Source organism: Bacteroides sp. 3_1_23 (assembly GCF_000162555.1).
GTDB lineage: Bacteria > Bacteroidota > Bacteroidia > Bacteroidales > Bacteroidaceae > Bacteroides > Bacteroides ovatus.
In genome coordinates this window covers 367,639-388,306 of the sequence record NZ_GG774955.1, presented here as the reverse complement: position 1 = coordinate 388,306, position 20,668 = coordinate 367,639, and the positions used below count along the sequence as shown (strand labels likewise).

General features: G+C 42.4%; 9 protein-coding genes and 1 pseudogene. 8 read left to right on the top strand and 2 right to left on the bottom strand.

Annotated elements, in window-relative coordinates:
* Window positions 1–6: 6 nt before the first annotated feature.
* From HMPREF9010_RS05165 to HMPREF9010_RS05195, 7 genes are all read left to right on the top strand, one after another.
* The gene (locus HMPREF9010_RS05165) at window positions 7–3,264 is read left to right on the top strand and encodes a SusC/RagA family TonB-linked outer membrane protein (protein WP_004301515.1); all 3,258 of its coding nucleotides are present in this window, start codon (window positions 7–9) and stop codon (window positions 3,262–3,264) included.
* A gap of 25 nt (window positions 3,265–3,289) precedes the next feature.
* Window positions 3,290–5,197: a RagB/SusD family nutrient uptake outer membrane protein gene (locus HMPREF9010_RS05170; protein WP_004301514.1), complete on the top strand. Its 1,908-nt coding sequence runs from the start codon at window positions 3,290–3,292 to the stop codon at window positions 5,195–5,197.
* Between the two features lie 15 nt (window positions 5,198–5,212).
* Complete coding sequence (locus tag HMPREF9010_RS05175) at window positions 5,213–7,090, top strand: DUF5123 domain-containing protein (protein WP_004309416.1); 1,878 nt, start codon at window positions 5,213–5,215, stop codon at window positions 7,088–7,090.
* 84 nt (window positions 7,091–7,174) lie between these two features.
* Complete coding sequence (locus HMPREF9010_RS05180; RefSeq protein WP_008650711.1) at window positions 7,175–8,803, top strand: pectinesterase family protein; 1,629 nt, start codon at window positions 7,175–7,177, stop codon at window positions 8,801–8,803.
* A gap of 93 nt (window positions 8,804–8,896) precedes the next feature.
* Window positions 8,897–10,480, top strand: a complete 1,584-nt coding sequence (locus tag HMPREF9010_RS05185) for a hypothetical protein (protein WP_004309414.1) — start codon at window positions 8,897–8,899, stop codon at window positions 10,478–10,480.
* 31 nt (window positions 10,481–10,511) lie between these two features.
* Complete coding sequence (locus tag HMPREF9010_RS05190; RefSeq protein ID WP_008650710.1) at window positions 10,512–12,173, top strand: pectate lyase; 1,662 nt, start codon at window positions 10,512–10,514, stop codon at window positions 12,171–12,173.
* A 35-nt stretch (window positions 12,174–12,208) separates the two neighbouring features.
* Window positions 12,209–13,705 (top strand): pectate lyase, encoded by a 1,497-nt coding sequence (locus tag HMPREF9010_RS05195; RefSeq protein ID WP_004309412.1) that lies wholly within the window; start codon window positions 12,209–12,211, stop codon window positions 13,703–13,705.
* A gap of 144 nt (window positions 13,706–13,849) precedes the next feature.
* Here the strand turns inward: HMPREF9010_RS05195 and HMPREF9010_RS05200 are convergent, their stop codons facing one another.
* Both HMPREF9010_RS05200 and HMPREF9010_RS05205 read right to left on the bottom strand, forming a co-directional pair.
* Complete coding sequence (locus HMPREF9010_RS05200; RefSeq protein WP_008650707.1) at window positions 13,850–18,385, bottom strand: two-component regulator propeller domain-containing protein; 4,536 nt, start codon at window positions 18,383–18,385, stop codon at window positions 13,850–13,852.
* A 165-nt stretch (window positions 18,386–18,550) separates the two neighbouring features.
* Window positions 18,551–20,299, bottom strand: coding sequence for a pectinesterase family protein (locus HMPREF9010_RS05205; protein WP_008650704.1), 1,749 nt, complete (start codon window positions 20,297–20,299; stop codon window positions 18,551–18,553).
* A 150-nt stretch (window positions 20,300–20,449) separates the two neighbouring features.
* Between HMPREF9010_RS05205 and HMPREF9010_RS26400 the strand changes: the two are divergent.
* Window positions 20,450–20,668, top strand: a pseudogene (locus HMPREF9010_RS26400) (ISL3 family transposase); the annotation flags it as partial.

Genomic DNA, 20,668 nt, shown 5'->3' with positions numbered 1-20,668 from the left:
ATAAACATGCAAAGAATGTCTAACAAAGTGAAAAACATGCGCTCCTTATTGCTAATACTATTTTCAGCAATATCGCTTAGCGTATCTGCGCAAACGATTACCGTAAAAGGTAACGTGAAAGACACCAGCGGAGAGCCTGTTATTGGAGCCTCTGTTGTAGAAAAAGGTAATACTACCAATGGTACGATTACAGATTTAGATGGTAATTTTTCTATTAAAGTTGATGGCAAAAAAACATTGGTTATTTCATACATAGGTATGAAAACTCAAGAAGTAGCCGTTCAAGGTAGAAAAACAATTAATGTACAAATGGTCGACGACTCGAAAGCTTTGGACGAAGTCGTAGTAATTGGTTACGGTACGGTCAATAAAAGAGATTTAACCGGTTCTGTAGCCTCTGTTAGTGCCAAAGACTTAGCTGCTATACCAGTAGCAAGTGCATCTGAAGCCCTTACCGGTAAACTTGCCGGAGTTAGTGTTACTACTACTGAAGGTTCTCCCGATGCAGATATAAAGATCCGTGTTCGCGGTGGTGGTTCACTATCACAGGATAACTCTCCTTTATATATTGTAGACGGTTTCCCTGTTTCAAGCATTAGTGATATCGCTCCCTCGGAAATTCAAAGCATCGACGTATTGAAAGATGCTTCTTCCACAGCCATTTATGGTGCCCGTGGTGCAAATGGTGTAATCATCATTACTACCAAGAGCGGAAAAGAAGGTAAAACGCAAGTAGACTTCGGTGCTTCTTTCGGTTTTAAACAGGTAACCAAACTGACTGAAGTCTTGAGTCCTTACGATTTCGTTGCTTATCAGCGTGAAATCGGTTCTCTGGATTATGGAAACTTTGCCGATATGGATATTTGGCGTTCTATTGATGGTACCGATTACCAAGACGAGATGTTCGGACGTACTGGAAACCAGCAACAATATAACATTAATGTAAGTGGCGGAACCAAGCAAATGACTTATAGTGTCAGCTATGCCCATAATGAAGAAAAAAGTATCATGCTTAATTCCGGCTTCAAAAAAGACAATGTAAATGCAAAAATTAAATCAGAACTGAATAAATGGATGACACTGGACTTTAACGCCCGGTTAAGTTACTCTACCATTGACGGTTTAGGTGGTGGTGCTGATACCAATGAATCCAATGCTGCCAATTCAACTGTGGCTAATGCTACCGTATTCCGTCCGGTTGATTCACTTAAATACAGTGATGACGACGAAGAAAACAGTTCGGCACAACAGAAATCTCCATTGGAACGTCTGCTTGCAACGGATAAAACCCGCAATACTTTCAACCAGAACTACAATGTAGGTTTAAACTGGAAACCATTCAAGAACTGGACATTCCGTTCCGAATTCGGATATGGATGGAAGTTTGACGATACAGAACAGTATTGGGGAGTAGATGCAGTATCTAATTCTAAATATGGATATAACGGTCAGCCACAAGCCTACCTGTTGAGAGAAAAGACGATGAGCTGGCGTAATGCCAACACATTGACCTATGATAACAAAAAACTGTTCAAAGGTCGTGATAAACTCAATGTATTGATCGGACATGAAGTAAGCAGCAGCCAAAGGAAATCAATAGAAAATGTATCTGTAGCTTTCCCTGTTACTATGAATTTCGATGATATGAAAGCAAATATGGGTTCGGGCAAAGCTTTAGCCAACCAATCTACCATTGCTGCAAAAGAAAACATATTATCATTCTTTGGTCGTGTGAACTATACTATGATGGATAAATACTTGCTTGCTGTTACAGTACGTGCAGACGGTTCGAGCAAGTTCGGTTCCGGAAATCGTTGGGGTGTTTTCCCGTCAGCAGCTTTGGCATGGCGTATCTCTGACGAGGCTTTCATGAGTAACACTCAAGACTGGCTGTCAGCTTTGAAACTACGTTTAAGCTTCGGTACTGCCGGTAACAACCGTATCAATTCCGGTTTGCTTTCCACCACTTACTCTTTGGGAGGTAATGATGCACGCAATCCTTTCTTCAACGGAGAAAGCACTACCATGTTGGAACATGGAACGAACTTATACAACCCCGATTTGAAGTGGGAAACAACAGTCACCCGTAACATCGGTATTGACTATGGATTCTGGAACAATCGTATCTCCGGTGCTATCGACTTTTACTGGAATACAACCAGAGACTTATTGATGCGTACTGAAATTCCTTCTCTCTCCGGATATAACTATCAGTACAAGAACTTCGGACAGACATCCAATAAAGGTGTAGAATTGTCTGTTAGTGCTGTTTTATTTGATAAAAAGAATTTCTCTTTGAACTTCAATGCCAACATTGCTTACAACCGCAACCGCATTGATAAACTGAATACAGACTCTCCCTGGCAAAGTAGTAACTGGTCAGGTAGTACAATGGCCAAATACGAAGACTTCCGCGTAGAGAAAGGCGGACGTTTGGGTGAAGTTTGGGGATATAAGACAAACGGTTATTATACTGTATATGATCCTGTCACCAACCCTACCGGCGAACTGGTTTGGGCAGGTAGCGAATGGGGATTAAAAGACGGAATGCAAGATAACAGTCCTACTATCACCGGTGGTAAATACTATCCGGGTGGTTTGAAACTGGAATGTGATAAAGATGGTAACCCTCTCAAACAACGTTTGGGTAACACTATCGCTCCTACAACCGGAGGTTTTGGATTCGATGGTCGTGTAGGTAATTTCGATTTCAATGTATTCTTTAACTACTCTCTCGGAAATGTAATTGTCAATGGAACAAAACTGGCAGCTTCTTTCCGTTCAGGTTCAAGAACCGGTTATAACTTAAACAATGATTTCAGATTGTCTAACCGTTACACATGGATTGATCCGGAAACTGGTTTGAACCTGTCGTCCAGCTCTACAGATGTCCTCAATACCTATGGAGACATGACAACAGCAGGATTACGTCTGAATGAAATAAACGCTAACGCCAATATGTACAATCCGGCCAGCGCTACTACCATGCAGCTGACTGATTATGCAGTAGAAAAAGCCTCATTCCTGCGTTTGAATAACATTACTATCGGATACTCTCTTCCGAAAACAATTGTAAGGAGAGCGTTTATGCAGAATGTGAGAATCTATCTGACAGGATATAACCTGTTCTGTTGGACTAACTACAGCGGAGCAGACCCTGAAGTCGATACAAGCAGTAAGAAAAATGCGATGACTCCGGGTATAGATTACGCCGCTTATCCTAAGAGCCGCACATTTGTGGGTGGTATTAACGTTACATTCTAATTAAAACATTAAACAGATTGATCGTATGAAAATATATAAGACATTATTCCTGGGGCTGGGGTTAATTGCCCTGTCTTCCTGTTCGGACTTCCTGAATCAGACCTCACCGTCTGAATTGGATAATGAATCAACTTTTAATAATGCCTATTATACAGAATTGGCACTTAATAAAGTTTACGGCAGCCTGACGCAAGACCAGACTTATTCTAACTTCCTACCTATCATTGCCGGAACCAATACCGACTGTGAACTGATTGACGGTTTGGGTACGGATGCAAGCAACACGTCCAGCGAACGTGGTAATATGAACTACAACGCTAATCCGGGATGGTCACAACTTTCCAAAGTATGGGATGCCATGTACGGAGTAATCGAGAATGCGAATCTGGTAGTAGATGGTATAAACAATAGCCAACTGATACAACAAGCAGGAGCAACCCGTACCAGCATGATGAGATTCCGTGCAGAAGCGATGACATTGCGTGCGATGATTTATTTCGATCTGATCCGCTTGTTCGGTGATATTCCTTTCAAAACAGAATCTTCCAACAGCGACCTGTCTAATGTTTACATTGGAAAGGCAGATCGTGACGATATCATGGATGAATTGATAATTGAACTCGAGGAAGCTATCGGATATTTACCTTGGGCTGGTGAAGACGGTTATACAACCGAACATGTAAGCAAAGGCTATGCTCACGCTCTCTTGGCTAACATTGCAATGACACGTGCCGGATATGCTATCCGCGAACAAGCTAAAGACGGATATATCACCGGAGATAACAGTGACGCTACTTATCCTACTCAACGTTGCAGCGATACCAAACGTAGAGAACTATTCGAATTGGCCGAAAAACATCTGGCAGCTGTTGTCAGTTCAGGAAAACATAAACTGAATCCTTCTGTAGAAGAATACTGGCGTTTAATAAATATCGGACAACTAGATCAGACTTATCAAGAAAACCTGTTCGAGATTCCAATGGGACTAAACAAAAGTGGTGAGCTGGGATATACTATCGGATATCGTATAAACGGTGCCAGTTCCCTATTTGGTCCGAAAGGTAACTCATCCGGTAAGTTGAAACTGACTGCTCCTTATTATCTGTCATTTGGCGAAGGAGATATCCGCCGCGATCTGACTTGTGCTATTTCACAACTTTCTACAGACAAAAACACCAAAGTATTTAAAGAATATATGTTAGGAAATGCTCCTTTCGGTCTTTATTGTGGAAAATGGGATTATCGTAAGATGATGGAAAACTCTGAATGGTACGCAGCTGTATTGGCCAGCGATCAGAAAGTTTGTTCCGGTATCAACGTAGTGAAAATGCGTTATCCGCAAGTATTGCTGATGTATGCCGAAGTTGTGAACGAACTTTATGGTAAGGGTGCAACAGCCGAAGGTTGTACATTAACAGCCACAGCAGCCCTGAAAGAAGTACACGACCGTGCTTTCACCGATGCAACCAAACGTGATGCTGCATGGACTGCTCTAATGGGAAAAGACTTCTTCGATGCAATTGTTGACGAAAATGCATGGGAACTGGCAGGAGAAGGTGTTCGTAAGTTCGACCTAATCCGTTGGAACCTGTTGAGCGAAAAAATAGACGAATTCAAAAACGAATATACAAATGCAGTGTATAATGGTACATATCCACAGTATGTGAACTATAAATATCGCACGGACAATCCGATGTATATCGATATGACTTCTCTCGTATTTGGAGCTAAAGTAGGTGGAGAATATGAAAACAAGAGCTTTTTCGGAGCTGAAACCAGTGACAAGGAGCAAAAGAATCTGAAAGTAAACTTGCCTAGTATTTCTGGCGGATTGAACAAGGCTGTGAAGAATCGTTATTTATTGCCGATAGCTTCTACAACCATCTCTACCTCAAACGGTAAATTACATAACTCTTATGGTTATTCGGATTAATCTTAAAATCGTAAAATGATGAAGAATATAAAAAATATATTGGGAATGGGAGCTTTCATGCTCCTGACCTCTTTGGCTGTATCTTCGTGTACAGAGAAAAGTGATTGGGATATTGACTCTTCCTATAGCCGTCCTTTCGGAACTGATGAAAACGGAATCAGTATAGAAACAGACAGTAAAGTAGCCAGAGCGGTAGTAACTTGGAGCTCAACATCCAATACCGACTATTACATTATCGAGATTAGTCCTAACGAGATGACTGACGAAACTCCAATGGGATCAGAAGAAAATGGAAATATCGTTTATGGAAATGATCCTGCCAACCGGATCAAGCAGTCACCTTACACAATGGATAATCTGGCGGTAAATACGACTTATTATATGCGTATCAAGTCTATTTCCGGAGAGAAGGAATCTCGTTGGGTAAATTATAAAAAGACTTTTGCTTCAGTTAAGGAAGAAGCTATCCTAAATATTCCAACTACTGAAGACTTACCTGAAGGTCAAGGAAAAGTACGTATGTCATGGGAAGCCGGATTAGCAGTCGATCATTTCGAAATCATGGAAACGGGTGCCACAGAAGCAACTTCACGTGTTATTTCGTCAACAGAAGCTGCCGCAGGTGAAGCATGGGTTGAAAATTTGAAGTCATTCACTGAATACACGATTACTATTTATAATGGAAATAATCCGCGTGGTTCACAGACTGTTACCATCCCTGGTTTGGAAATCGAATCTACCATCAGTGATATAACAGCAAATTCAGCTGTATTCTCATGGGAAGAAACGGTGGATGTAGATGAATATGCTTGTGTTCTTTCTACCGAAGGAGTACCTGAATCAGGAACCCAATTATCACCAGCAGATATTGCTGCACATAAGGTGGCAATCACAGGTTTGGCTTCCAGTACGGAATATACGGCTTATGCTTTCGCAAACGGCTCTATATGTTCTCGTATCACCTTTACAACTAAGAAAGGTAAACCGACGGGGTATACTGAAATGACATGGGAAGATGCCCTTGCCAACTGGGATAATCTTTCAGGAAAAGTATTAATCAATGTTTCCGGAACAGAAGGATTTGCACAAGAAAAAGAAAGCATTGCTGCTGGCGTGACTCACCTTATTTTCTGGGGTGATAGTCAAGACGGACAGGTTAATATGACTATTAAAAAAGGCATAGGTGCCAGCGGAATATGTGATAAAGTAGAATTCCATAATCTGAATATTACCGATGAAGGAAATACAACCCTTATTTATCAAAACGGTGCTTCAGGTTGCATCAAAGAAATAGAAGTTACCTCGTGTACAATTACCAATATCCGTGGTATCGTTCGTATGAATGCAAGTACAAGTAATGCTATGTCTGTTACTATTGACGACTGTATCATCAAAGGATTGGGAAGAGCAGCAACATCCAATCATTATGGATTACTTCTTTCTGACAAGGTAACATTAACAACTCTCAATTTAGTGGTTTCCAACACTTCTATTATTGTATCCAAGGGAGCTTCTGCGTCTCAATTCATAAGACACAAGTCAGGACAACCCGGTACAATAACAATCAAAGATTGTACATTCTATGATATGTCAGCAAGTGATGCTTTCTGCAGAGATACAAAAGACATGACAATAACTATATCAAACACCCTGTTTGCCAAAGGTGGAGTTAAACCTTTCTACAACACAAGTTCCGTAGCTACAACCCTGAACGTAAACGGCTTGTATAAGGCTTCTGACTTTTCATTTGTTACACCCGACTGGGGAAAAGACTATACTAGTCTTCCTCTGACTTCCGATCAGCTATTCCCTAATGGTTCAAGTGAAGATTTGACTTTTGGAGCAGATGTTCCTGAAGAATACAGAGTCGGTGACCAACGTTGGAACAAATAACTAAATAAAACTACAAGGTTTTCCGTCAAGTCTGGAATTTGCATTTACTTGACGGAGAATCTTCTCTAAAAAGCAACAGATATTATGAATACAAATTCAATCAATACAATAAGTAAATACTTACTTCTGTTCTTGTTGATTCTTACAGGTGCTTCCTGTAATGACAACGATGATGCAGAAGATACAAGCATCCCTGTTCTGATTTCACAGAATATCAATGATGGTGATGTAGTAGGTCCGAGCGGATATGTAGAACTGACTTTCAGCAAAGCTATGCGTCAGGCTCCGGATACAGAAATCTATTTCAACGGAGGAGTAGTGCGTGTATCCATCAACTACGAAAAAGTACGTTATACCTTCTCTGGTATGGAAAACAAAGAATGTACTTTCGAAGTTCCTGCCGGAGCATTAACGGATATGCAGGGAAGAGCTTACGACGAAGACTTCTTTTTAAGCTTTACTGCCAAATCTGAAATTTCGGGCGATGGAAAAGTATTCGATGCAATTGTTGATTCAAAAGGGAATGGTGATTACACTACTCTCCAGGCTGCAATCAACGCCATCACTACCCCACCTACCAGTCCTTATAAAATCTTCATTGCCAACGGAACTTATAATGAATGTGTCCGGATCAATAAGAATAAACCATTTGTTCATTTAATCGGTGAGAGCCGTGATGGTGTTAAAATCCAGTTTGCAGTAAACCGTGTAGATGATTCAAGTAATGCTACCTCATGGCCTTATTCTATTTTCAACGAAAATTCACCAGCCCGCAAAGCCGGATATAGTGAAGACCAAAACACAGTAGTGTTGATTGAAGCCACAGACTTTTATGCTGAAAATATTTCAATCATCAATCTTTATGGTGCATTCTCAAATCGTCACACTGGTGGTTTAGGTAAAAACGGACAGGCAGAAGCCTTGATAAACCGTGAAGACCGCTTTGCTTTGAATAACTGTTTGCTTGTCTCCTACCAGGATACATGGTGGACCCGTTATTGGAACAATACAACCCCTCATCGTGCATACGTTTATAACTCATGGATTGAAGGTCATACAGATTATATCTGGGGAAGTGGCGATGTACTTATCGAAAACAGTACATTCTATAATACAGGCAATGACGGTGGTAGCGTTATAACTGCTTCGCGTACCAGTGAAAGCGATAAATACGGATATGTTATAAAAGATTGTACGGTAAACGGTGATGATACAAAATTCTCATTCGGACGTTCCCAAGCCACAACCACGAAAACTGTCTGGATCAACACCAAGTTGAAAATGGATATTATAGATTCACACTGGGGATATGGTGGACAAGTACCTACACTATATGCTGAATATAACACTATCGACAAGAATGGAAATATGATTGCGGAAAGTAAAACAATCACCTCCGGAAACGTTTCCTTCACTAGTTCAGTGCTAACAGCATCCGAAGCTGCTAAATATACATATGAGAATATAATAACTATTGACAGCTGGAACCCGAAAGAGTATATGGAAACTCCCCTTGCAGCACCTACCAATGTCAATCTGTCGGGAAACACTCTGACATGGGATGCAGTATCCGGTGCTGCCGGCTACCTCATCTTTATGAATGGTAACTATGCAGGGCAAACGACAGACACTACCGTTACACTGACCAACACTGACGAAAGCAATATTTATACAGTGAAAACTGTAAGCCAGTACGGTACAGTAAGCGAATAAAACCAATAAGATTTAATAAAGAGTTCTTTGTCACATCATCAGCAAATATAATGTATGAGACAAAGAACTCTATTTTTTTAAAAGATAATTTGTATGCTCAAATCTATTAAAATGGGATTATTGTGCTTCTGTGTAATCAACCTATCGGTTGCTTGCAGCAGCGAAGACCCAAGTATCACCGATGAAACACCGGGACAGAATACCGGTAACGGTGGTAATGAGAACGAAGGTGGTGAAGAAGAGACACCTGCCGAAACGCGTTATGCCTTTCCGGGTGCTTACGGTGCAGGTCGTTATACTACCGGCGGAGCAGGCGGAGATGTATATATAGTAACTTCGCTTGAAGACAACGATAAGACAACACAAGGAACATTACGCTACGCATTAAATCGCACGGGAAAGCGCACGATCGTATTTGCAGTAAGTGGATTGATAGAACTGAAAAGCCCCTTGAGGATAACCAACGGAGATGTAACGATTGCCGGCCAGAGTGCACCGGGTGACGGTATTTGCCTGAAAGGACATCCCGTATCCGTACAGGCGGACAACGTAATCATCCGTTTCATGCGTTTCCGCATGGGATCGGACAACTTTACAACAGAAGCAGAAGCCGACAGCGGTGATGCATTGTGGGGAAAGCAACATAAAAATATTATCATTGACCATTGTTCGATGAGTTGGAGCACTGATGAATGTGCTTCTTTCTACGATAACACTAACTTTACCATGCAATGGTGTATCATCAGCGAAAGTTTGAATCGTTCGGTACACACCAAAGGTAATCACGGTTACGGAGGAATATGGGGAGGATCACCCGCTACATTCCACCACAATTTATTAGCCCACCACAGCAGCCGTACACCACGTTTATGCGGTAGCCGCTATACAGGGAAACCGGAAAATGAAAAACTCGATTTACGAAATAATGTTTTCTATAACTGGGGACCGACCAATGGTGGCTATGCAGGAGAAGGAGGAAGCTATAATTTCGTGAACAACTACTACAAGCCCGGACCAGTTACCAATACCAAGAAAAATATTGTAAACCGTATCTTCCAACCTAACGGTGATGACGGTACAAATAAAAACACCAAAGGTATATGGGGTACTTTTTATCTGAAAGGAAACTATTTTGATGGCACATGTCCTGAATTGAAAGCCGAATATCAATCTCTGCTTACTTCTGTAAACAATGACAACTGGCAAGGGTTACACCCCAATGCAACAGAAGCCGTTCCTTTACCCGATGGAGGAGAAAAAGCACTTCAGTCAAGTAACGAATTTACTATTTCCGAAGATGCATCCGAATTCACTCAATCGGCAAAAGAAGCTTATGAATCAGTATTAAAGTATGCCGGTGCTTCCTTAAAATATGATGATGTCGATAAACGCATCATAGCCAACGTTCGCAACGGAGATTATACGGCAGACGGCAGCAATGGCAGTGAAAAGGGACTCATTGATAAAGCCAGCGATGTAGGTGGCTGGCCGGAATATAAAAAGGAAACCGGTCCAAAAGACACCGACGGCGACGGCATCCCTGATGAATGGGAGACTGCCAACGGTTTGAACCCCAAAAGTAAGGCCGACGGTGCCAAATATACTCTAAGTAAAACGTATACCAATCTGGAGGTTTACCTCAACAGTCTGGTAGAAACGTTGTATCCCAACAAATAAATCGTCTATATCCCCAAACAGTTAAAAGATAATGAAGCAGAAAATATCTCTATTTTATGTAGCTATTGCATTCAGCATCGCAGGATTATGTACCTCATGCTCTTCCGACGATCCTGTAGATGATACAGGTGGAGGAACAAATAATCCAGGTGGGACATCTTCTGATGTCAAGCAACTGGATTATGGAGAACTTCTTGCTTTCCCATACGCCGAAGGCCACGGTCGCAATACCACCGGAGGACGCGGAGGAAAAGTTTATCATGTGACTAGCCTTGAAGACGACACCAGTGGAAGTATCAGCGGAAGTCTGCGCTGGGCTATGAAACAAGACGGTCCTAAAACGATTGTATTTGATGTGTCGGGTACCATCTATTTGAAATCGGAATTAAAAACCCAGAAAGATGATCTGACCATTGCCGGACAAACATCACCGGGCGGTATCTGTATCGCCAATTACCCATTTACGATTAATTCCAGCAATATCATCATTCGTTTCATCCGTTTTCGCCCCGGAAACTCTAACGTAGACTGCGACGGATTAGGAGGTTGTGACAAACAAAATGTAATCATCGATCATTGTTCAGTAAGCTGGGGAAGCGATGAATGTCTTTCTGTCTATGGTATGCAAAATTCTACCGTACAATGGTGTTTAGCTTATCAAGCCTTACGTGTGACTGATGTAAAGATCAATGCTGCCACAGGTAAATTCGCTTCTCACGGATATGGCGGTAACTGGGGAGGAAACTATGCCTCTTACCACCATAACCTGATAGCCCATTGCGAAAGCCGTGTTCCACGCCTTGGTCCCCGATATACTACATTAGCACTGAACAACAACGATGGAGAGCGAGTGGATATGCGCAACAATGTTTACTACAATTGGGGAGGCGAAGGCTGCTACGGTGGTGAAGCGCAACACGTGAATATCGTTAACAACTACTACAAGCCAGGCCCCGGAACCGATGAAAGCGGTAAAGCAGACCGTGCTTACCGTATCGCCAAGCCGGATGTATATCCGGAAAATTACTCCGGCGAAGCTTACAAAAAATGGCTTCAAACTTGGGGGAAGTTTTATATCGACGGAAATAAAGTGGTAGGCAATACGACTGTTAGCAATGATAACTGGACAAAAGGCGTATTTGAACAAATGGATAATAAAAACTGTGCAACTACGGAGCTTTGGAACCAACATACCCAGATAAAATCAAGTTCACCGGTAGTTAAGACAGGAAATGTAAGAACTCATACGCCGGATGAGGCTTATGAACGTGTGATGAGCTATGCAGGAGCCAGCAACTATCGTGATAAAGTCGACGAGTTGATAATTAGCGACGTTAAAAACAGAAAAGCAAGTTGCACGGGAGATGCCAGCAAATGGGAAGGTCTTTCCGGCTACTCACAAAACAAAAGTGGATATATCAACGACCCGAAAGATGTCTGCACAGCCTTAGGAGTAAGTGATCCCTACGATGTTCTGAAATCTGTAACCAATGCAAACGTGAAAGATACGGACGGTGACGGTATTCCCGACTACTGGGAAGAAGAATATGGTTTGAATCCCAAGAAATCTGCTGATGGAAAAGAAACGACTATTGACAAAAACGGGAAGTACACTAATCTGGAAATGTATCTCAATAGTCTGGTGCACGAAATCATGGTAAATGGTGCGACAGGTGGCAGTGTTATAGAATAATTTTAGTAAATTCAAACCCAAATGATAAATTAGTAATGAAAAAGAATATATTAGCAATCTGTAGTTTGATATTGGCTTTTCCTCTAGTGGGACAAGCCATGCAACCTGCCATTTCGGTTGAAAAAACATCAAAGGACTATCCTACCCCGGATCGTTCCAAAGTTCTCGCCTTCCCCGGTGCCGACGGAGCAGGAAAATATACCACCGGTGGTGCCGGAGGTACTGTATACACTGTTACGTCCCTGGCAGACGACGGTTCGGAAGGGACACTTCGCTGGGCTATCAGCAAGAAAGGTCCCCGCACCATTATCTTTGCGGTTAGCGGAATTATTGAATTACAAAAAGCATTAAAACTCAGCAATGGTGATGTGACCATTGCAGGACAGACAGCTCCGGGTGATGGCATTTGCCTGAAAAACTATACATTCTCTATTCAGGCAGACAATGTTATCGTCCGTTTCATCCGTTCCCGTATGGGAGTCGACATCAAACAAAAAGGTGACGACTCAATGAATGGTACTAAAGCGCACCAAAACATTATCATAGACCACTGCTCCATGAGTTGGTGTACGGACGAATGTGCCACATTCTATGATAACCGTAATTTCACACTTCAGTGGTGCATCATCAGTGAAAGTCTCGCCAATTCTATCCACGAAAAGGGAGCACATGGTTATGGGGGTATCTGGGGTGGACAACCTGCTACTTTTCACCATAACTTACTCGCCCATCACACTAACCGCACACCCCGTCTTTGCGGAAGCCGTTATACGGGTCGTCCGGAAGATGAAAAAGTGGAATTATTCAATAATGTGATTTATAATTATGGCAGTGACGGTGCTTATGCCGGTGAAGGAGGTTCCTACAACTTTATCAATAACTACTATAAACCGGGACCTTTCAGTGCGACAAAAGGTTCTTTCAAACGCTTGTTTACAGCGTATGCCGATGATGGCAAAAACAACAATAAAGCAGGTGTTCATGGTGTATTCTATTTCAAAGGTAACTATATGGATCCTACCTGTCCCAAACTGACCGATAAGCAGAAAGAGGCTCTTTATAAAGTGAATATGGATAACTCTTACGGACTGGTTATCAAAAAGGACTTTGCCACAGAAAAGGAAGTACTGTCTAAAAAAGCATTTGACATAGCCGAACATACTTCTTTGCAACCTGCCAAGAAAGCCTACAAAGATGTTCTCGAGTTTGCCGGTGCTTCATATCGCCGTGACGCCATAGACCAACGCATCGTAGATGAAACTCTCAAAGGCACTTATACTTACGAAGGTTCTCACGGAAGCACGAATGGAATGATTGACCAACCGTCTGATGTAGGAGGATGGCCGGAATATAAATCAGAAACAGCACTTGTTGATACAGATGGTGATGGTATTCCCGATGAATGGGAAAAGAAACACAACCTTAATCCCAATGATCCTTCAGACGGAGCCAAATATACATTAAGCCCGGAATATACAAACCTGGAAATGTATATGAACAGCCTTGTGAATCATCTATACCCTAAAAAATAATTTCGGATAACCAAGATGAGGGTAAATGTATCGGAACTCTCATAAACAAAAAATCACCCTCGCCACAGATAGTTGTAGTGAGGGTGATTTCGATAAAAGGGGAGCTTTGAACATCCCCCTTTCTATTTCTTTCCTTTCCTATTATTATCTCCCCACTCTATCCCGATACTCTGTAGGCGTCATTCCAACCTGTGCTTTAAAGCATTTACTGAAATAACGCGGATCATTAATGCCGACCATATACGAAATCTGGGTCATATTAAATTCTCCGATTTCTATTAATTGTGTAGCCCGCTTGATACGCATTTCTTTGATAAATTCAATCGGAGCCAATCCGGTAAGTGTTTTCAGCTTCTTGAAGAAGACAGAACGGCTGACAGCCAGTTCCCGAACCAAATCATCTACCACCAGTTCTCCATTATCCATGTTCTGCTCCATCAATTCAATCAATTTATCCATAAACTTACGGTCGTTGGGAGACATTTCGAGAGTTGTAGGTGGAGTTTCGGACACATCTTCTTCAGCAGACGGCATATCCGTAGCCACAGGCACTTCCTCCTGACCGGTAGAAATATTGATATGCATCAGACTATCCCGGTAGAAACTTTGCAGTTTCTTACGCTGCATCAACAGATTTTCCACACGTGCTTGCAGATAGGTAGCACTGAAAGGCTTCGTTATATAATCATCCGCACCATATTCCAATCCCTCCAGTTTGCTTTCAATCGTAGTTTTGGCAGTAAGCAAAATGATAGGTATATGGCTGGTCGTCATATCCGCACGCAGTTCACGCGTCATTTCGATACCGTCTTTTTCAGGCATCATCACGTCACTGATGATAATATCCGGCAGGTACTTCAAAGCCTTGTTTGCCCCCTCCTTACCGTCAGCAGCTTCCACCACCCGGTACATCGGAGAAAATATACTGCGCAAGAATTCACGTAACTCCTGATTATCTTCGACTAACAGCATCAATTCTTTGGAGTTCTCTTCTTTCGCAAATTCTTCCCCATACACATCATCAATCTTCTCCGAATCATCGCTTACCAACGTTTCAGACTGAATGGAAGAATTGGCAATATCCACTACCTGTCCCATTCTTGCCGGAGCATCCGCATCTTCCAGAATAAACTCGGCTTCCTTATCGTAATGTTCTTTTCCCTTGAGGAAATCGACTTTGAAGCAACTCCCTTCTCCCAAATGACTATCAACGGAAATAGTCGCTTTATGCATTTCCACCAACTCTTTCACCAATGAAAGTCCGATACCCGTACTAGCCTGATTGAAAAGATTCTTATCTACCAGATTCTCAAAACGGACAAACAGTGACTTCTTTTTGTTTTCTGCGATACCGATCCCCTGATCTTGCACACCGATAGAAACTGTCTTTTCATCTTCCCGGATAAACATCGTAATCATCTTGCCATTCGGCGTATATTTAAATGCATTGGAAAGCAAATTGAATACAATCTTTTCCAGCTTATCGGCATCCACCCAAAGATAAAGATGTTCCTTTTCGGTCTGGAACAGGAAATCAATCCGATGTTCCTCGGCCACAGCTTCAAAATTATCCATCACCTTACGGACGAAAGGTACAATATCCACCCGCTGCACCTGCATCTTCATCTTCTTATTCTGAATCTTGCGGAAGTCCAGAATCTGATTGACAAGACGGAGCATCCGATTGGTGTTCCGTTCAACCACCACTAACTGTTCGCGAGCATCAGCCGGCAATTTATCATTCTTCAAGACCTGCTCCACCGGACCAGCTATCAACGTAAGCGGAGTACGCAACTCATGCGATATGTTAGTAAAGAAACGCAGTTTTATATCTGAAATCTGCTGTTCGACCGAAACTTCATGCTTCAACCGATAAATAGTAAACAGGATATAAACGGCTACGAGAATAATAATCAGAATAAAAAGAACATAAAGCACATAAGCTACCGGCGTCTCCCAGAAAGAAGGCAGAATAACAATGTTCAGTATACGTTCATTATCCACCCACACACCATCACTATTCGTTGAACGAACACGGAGCACATACTCTCCTTTCGGAAGATTCGTATAAGTCACACTACGCTGCTTGTCGGCAAAAGTCCATTGTTTCTCAAATCCGTCGAGAATATAAGCATACTGTATATTCTGCGGATTAGTATAATCGAGTGCAGCGAAGTGAACGGAGAAAATATTCTCTTTGTGTGAGAGCACCAATGGGTCGGTATCGTCAATATCCACCTTCAACAAGGAGTTATCTCCGGGCGTAATATCCTCATTAGTCACCATCAGTTTGGAGAATACGATAGGTGGGATATAGCTACTCTTACGAATAGAGTCGGGATTAAATATAAAGACTCCCCCACTGGCACCGAAAAGCATACTTCCTTTAGCCGTCAATGTGGAAGCCGCTTCACTAAAGCGCACTGGGAAAGTAATACTACGTTCGTCGTAACTTTCAAAACGTTCTTCAGACGGGATAAATTTACAAATTCCATTCTCCGTACTAATCCATAAATTCTCCTTACTATCTTCGCGGGCAGAAAGCAAGACGTCGGAAGGAAGACCGTCCAGTACGGAATATGATTTGAACTCTCCGTGGCCGTCCTTACTGATAGATATCAGTTTGTTGAGTCCCCCACCGAAAGTAGCCAGATACAGTTCCTTTTTCTTAGTGGAAATAATCCAATGGACATCATTATTACTCAGACTTTGCGTATCGTTCGGCATACGGGAGAAATGATAAAACTGCACATCCTCCGGTTTCTTAAAGTTCTCATCAAAAGCAACAGCTCCCGTAGTTGTACCTACCCACAGGCGTCCATTATTATCGGAAGTAATGAAACGCGCTTTGTAGCAAGGATCAATCGGATACCCTTTCAGATTATTCCGGTGATTGATAAACAATGTCTTTCCTGCTTCATTCTGCGTGATATAATTGATACCTCCGGCAAAAGTAGCTACCCAAATACGACCATAATGATCTTCATAGATACAATACACATTATTATCGCTCAAACTGTACATATCCTCTTCACGATGAAGATAACGGGTCAGTTTATAAGACATTCCGTTGGAAGAAGTCGGCTCGGCACGGACAAGTCCGTCTCCTTTTGTTGCAATCCAGATGATTCCTTTCGAATCCTGAATAACAAAATAAACAGTTCCCAACATGGGAGTACCGGTAGTAGAAACGATGCCGCTTTCGGTCAGGTATCCTTTATAAGCTTTATCGGCATCATACATACGAAGCATACCATCTTTCAAGCCAACCCACAGATTACCCAGTTTGTCTTCGCACAGGGCACGTACCTCATTATGCAATGATTCATGTTCATGCGGCATGGGAGTCATCATCGCAAAAGGTACATTCCGATAAGTCACCTTCTCCAATCCCTTGGAGTGGGTGCAAAGCCATAAATTACCTTGTTTGTCGGAGAAAGCCGAATGAATCTTATTGGAGAAGCGCCAGTCACGGCTACCCAGTCCGTTATAGAAAGGAACCAACCGTTTTTTTTGAGGATCGAAGTAAGAGAAACCTCCTCCGTAAGGGTGTACCCAAAGATACCCGTTTACATCTCCATGGATATGGAAGGCCGGACGGGAACGTTCGGGATTACTGTATTCAATAAGAATCTGTTCACGGGTCACCACTCCGGTCGAGGGATTAAAATGGGCTACAACACCCGGTTCTTCCTGCTCGAACCACACTTCCGAAGAACGGTCTACATAAGCAGAAAGGATTGGTTTTGCGGGTAAAGCCTTACAAGTCAAAAATGAGTAATGCACGTTTGTTTTGGTCCGCAGGTTATAAGTAAAGAAACCATCCGAATCGGTAGTAATTACAGAAACGTCCGGTGCAACGGGGTGAATGGAAGTGATCTGCCCTTTTGTAGGAAGTTCGATCAACGTAAATTCTCCGCTATCTTTCTGATAAGACCAGATACGTCCATGATCCGAAGCAAAGCAGATGTCCTTATCCCGCTCCTGTACTGCATAGAAGGCTTGGTTCATGCCGCCAAACTTCCCTTTTGTCTCCGTAAAATAGGAATCCGGTTCTTTCTTGCCGGGGCGGATCATGCCGAGGCCGTTATCCGTCAACAACCAGTCATTGCCTGCTTTATCCTGATGTACTTTGAATACATGCAAAGAGGGAAACAGTTCCGTCTTACTGGAATAAATATCCCATGTCAGACGATTATTCTCATTCGGATGAGTTAGGATGCGGATGGCTCCGTCATTTTCTGTCAGCAGCCAGACGGTTCCGTTCGGCATCACCTCAATGGTATGCACATTGAAAGCACTCCCCTCCTCTCCGGCAGCAGGTACTTGTTCGAAAGTCTCTGTCTTCGGGTCGAAACGATGGACACGATTATCATAAGTCAGTAGCCACAAAAAACCATAACGGTCTTCATAGATACGGTCTACGCGATTATTGGTCAGACTGATGTAATTTCCCTGACGAGCCTTATATGTTTTGAAGGTATAACCGTTGAAACGGTTGATTCCATCCCAAGTGGCAAACCAAAGGTTGTCTTTGTGATCTTGCAAGATGTTCATCACCGTATTTTGGGACAATCCATCTTCAGTAGAATAGTGGGTGAAAAAACAGTGCTGCTGCGCATGTGTCGAGAACACAATAGCTAGCAAAAGAATTACTGAAATTAAGGTTTTCTTCATCATATAACTAGGTTCTGTGCCGTAAAGATAGAAAAATAGTTGTACTTTTATGCAATCTTTAGCGGCTATTTAACAGAATCGAGCCATTCTATAGGACAAGTGATCTATTGTCTTTTATATATCCATTGTTTTTTGCTTAGTAATTCATTTCTTTACATATTCGTCAAGTCAACGTTTCACTGTTATCAGTTTGTTTCCGTCCGCTACCGGATTCCATCCATCTTCGCCTGCCAGTACAGTCGTAATCTCGTATCCTTGCAGGTTTTTCAGTTGTTGGGAGAAAGCGGCACGCGCTTTCGGATTGGCTCCTTCGCCCCGGCTCTCATATTCGGCATAGAAGACTGTCTTTTCGTTCTCTTTCTTGCCCCAGTTATTCCAGCCGACAGGGAGAATGTGCTTACCCAGTTCGCAACGGATAAATACAGCTTGCGCATACGGACGCCAGGGACGAGACAGATATACTTTTGTAGCTTCCGGTTCCGCAGTCAGTTTGCAATCATAGAAGACATAGCCATACTTTTTCCCTTTATCGGTAGAGGGAGCAGTGACATAACCGTCGCACTTGCTATGAATGTGGCAGCGATTGAAAACAGCGGTAGACCATCCGAAAATAAAATCGACTGTTCCTTCGATGTAACAATCTTCGTAATATTGGCGGCTTTGCTTCCCGTATGTATAGAGAGTATCCTGAAAGCCGAGGAAACGGCAGTTCTTAAAAAAAGCACGGTCGGCAGATACAAAGCAGGCAACTGCCTGTCCTACGGGACCTGATGAATTCTCAAAGGTGATGTTTTCTGCATAAAAATCGGGAGCGTAAATGTAACAGCTGGACGAACCGGAAGTTCCCATGTTCTCACCGAATACGTTTTTCTTGTTTGCAAAACCGTCATAAGTCAATACCGTACCTTCTTCTCCAATCAGGGAAATATTGATTTTAGATTCAGGGATAATCAGTTTTTCTTTATAGGTACCCTTGCGAACCAGAATTGTGGTACGCACTTCTTTGCGAAAATCAGGAACTGCATTGATCGCTTCCTGCACGGTAAAGAAATCACCGCTACCATCTTGAGCCACTACATAATCGGATTGACGGATATATTTCGCCAGTTCCGGAATTTCCTTGCCGATGGCATCCACCGCCAATCCGGCAATGGTTCGTGCTCCGTATACATTCAAGTGAGTATTGTCTTCACGGCCTTTCGGAAAAGCAGGCACCTGATTGGGTTCGACAAACATAAATAATTTCTTAGATTCTACAGGTCCAAGTCCTTGCACCAGGTCGTGAGTGATTTTATTCATATCGATGAAAGTTACTCCCAATTCTTTTGCCACATTGCGGGGAGCATCCAGATAAGCACCATGCGTATCGAATAAAACAGTACCTTCCTTCGGTTGTTCCTTTTCCCCCGGTGTGCGACGGACATCTTTTGCGATGGCATCATCCTTCGGCTGCACAAAGTTTCGACGGACGATAGAGTTAAACAATACCGGTATTCCACCTTTGGCACGGGTTTCATTTACATAGCGGCGAAGAATCTCATCAAAAGTTGTCCCCGGATCAGTGTGACGGGTAGAGTCTGCTTTCTCATCATTATGGCCGAACTGAATAAAGACATAATCTCCTTTTTCCACTTTGGAAATCACTTTTTCCCAACGTCCCTCACTGATAAAACTCTTGGAGCTTCGACCGTTGGCAGCATGGTTGTCTATCCGTATATCTTCGGAGAAGAATCCGGGAAGCACCATTCCCCAACCACGTTCGGGGTTTCCTCCATCCATTTTCTTGTTAGCCATCGTCGAATCGCCTATCATAAAGATAGTGATGACCGGTTTGTCTGCACGAAACGCAGAAAAAAGAATGAGAGCCACAGCCAATAGCCCTACCATTTTAACCCTAAGTGTTTTCATATTTTTCATACTCTCTATGAGTTTATTTTGGTTCTTCGTCAAATTTGGTGGTAATCTCTTTTTTATTTCAACTGTCTTCTTCTTTCTTAATCCTATTAAAAGTTGTAGATATGTTTGCTTTTTAGTAACTTTAAAGACACCACATCATTAAGAGTTACAATGCAACAAGTCATATCTACAACGTACAAATATACATCAAAAAAAGAAAATGCTCCTACAAATAGGGGATTATTCCATGATTTCAGATTCAGTCTTGGCTACGATAATCAGCAACAAGATGGTATCTCTGAAGCTGTTGGCTCATTGACGGTCTTTCTACATACGGCTGGCAAAGGGGCTTCCTGTCCTTATTGCGGACATTTCAGTCACCGATTGCAC

What these genes read in the sequence shown, in the direction of transcription:
- HMPREF9010_RS05165 (WP_004301515.1), top strand. Translation starts at nt 7, where the DNA reads ATGCAAAGAATGTCTAACAAAGTGAAAAACATGCGCTCCTTATTGCTA.
- HMPREF9010_RS05170 (WP_004301514.1), top strand. Translation starts at nt 3,290, where the DNA reads ATGAAAATATATAAGACATTATTCCTGGGGCTGGGGTTAATTGCCCTG.
- HMPREF9010_RS05175 (WP_004309416.1), top strand. Translation starts at nt 5,213, where the DNA reads ATGATGAAGAATATAAAAAATATATTGGGAATGGGAGCTTTCATGCTC.
- HMPREF9010_RS05180 (WP_008650711.1), top strand. Translation starts at nt 7,175, where the DNA reads ATGAATACAAATTCAATCAATACAATAAGTAAATACTTACTTCTGTTC.
- HMPREF9010_RS05185 (WP_004309414.1), top strand. Translation starts at nt 8,897, where the DNA reads ATGCTCAAATCTATTAAAATGGGATTATTGTGCTTCTGTGTAATCAAC.
- HMPREF9010_RS05190 (WP_008650710.1), top strand. Translation starts at nt 10,512, where the DNA reads ATGAAGCAGAAAATATCTCTATTTTATGTAGCTATTGCATTCAGCATC.
- HMPREF9010_RS05195 (WP_004309412.1), top strand. Translation starts at nt 12,209, where the DNA reads ATGAAAAAGAATATATTAGCAATCTGTAGTTTGATATTGGCTTTTCCT.
- HMPREF9010_RS05200 (WP_008650707.1), bottom strand. Translation starts at nt 18,385, where the DNA reads ATGATGAAGAAAACCTTAATTTCAGTAATTCTTTTGCTAGCTATTGTG.
- HMPREF9010_RS05205 (WP_008650704.1), bottom strand. Translation starts at nt 20,299, where the DNA reads ATGAAAAATATGAAAACACTTAGGGTTAAAATGGTAGGGCTATTGGCT.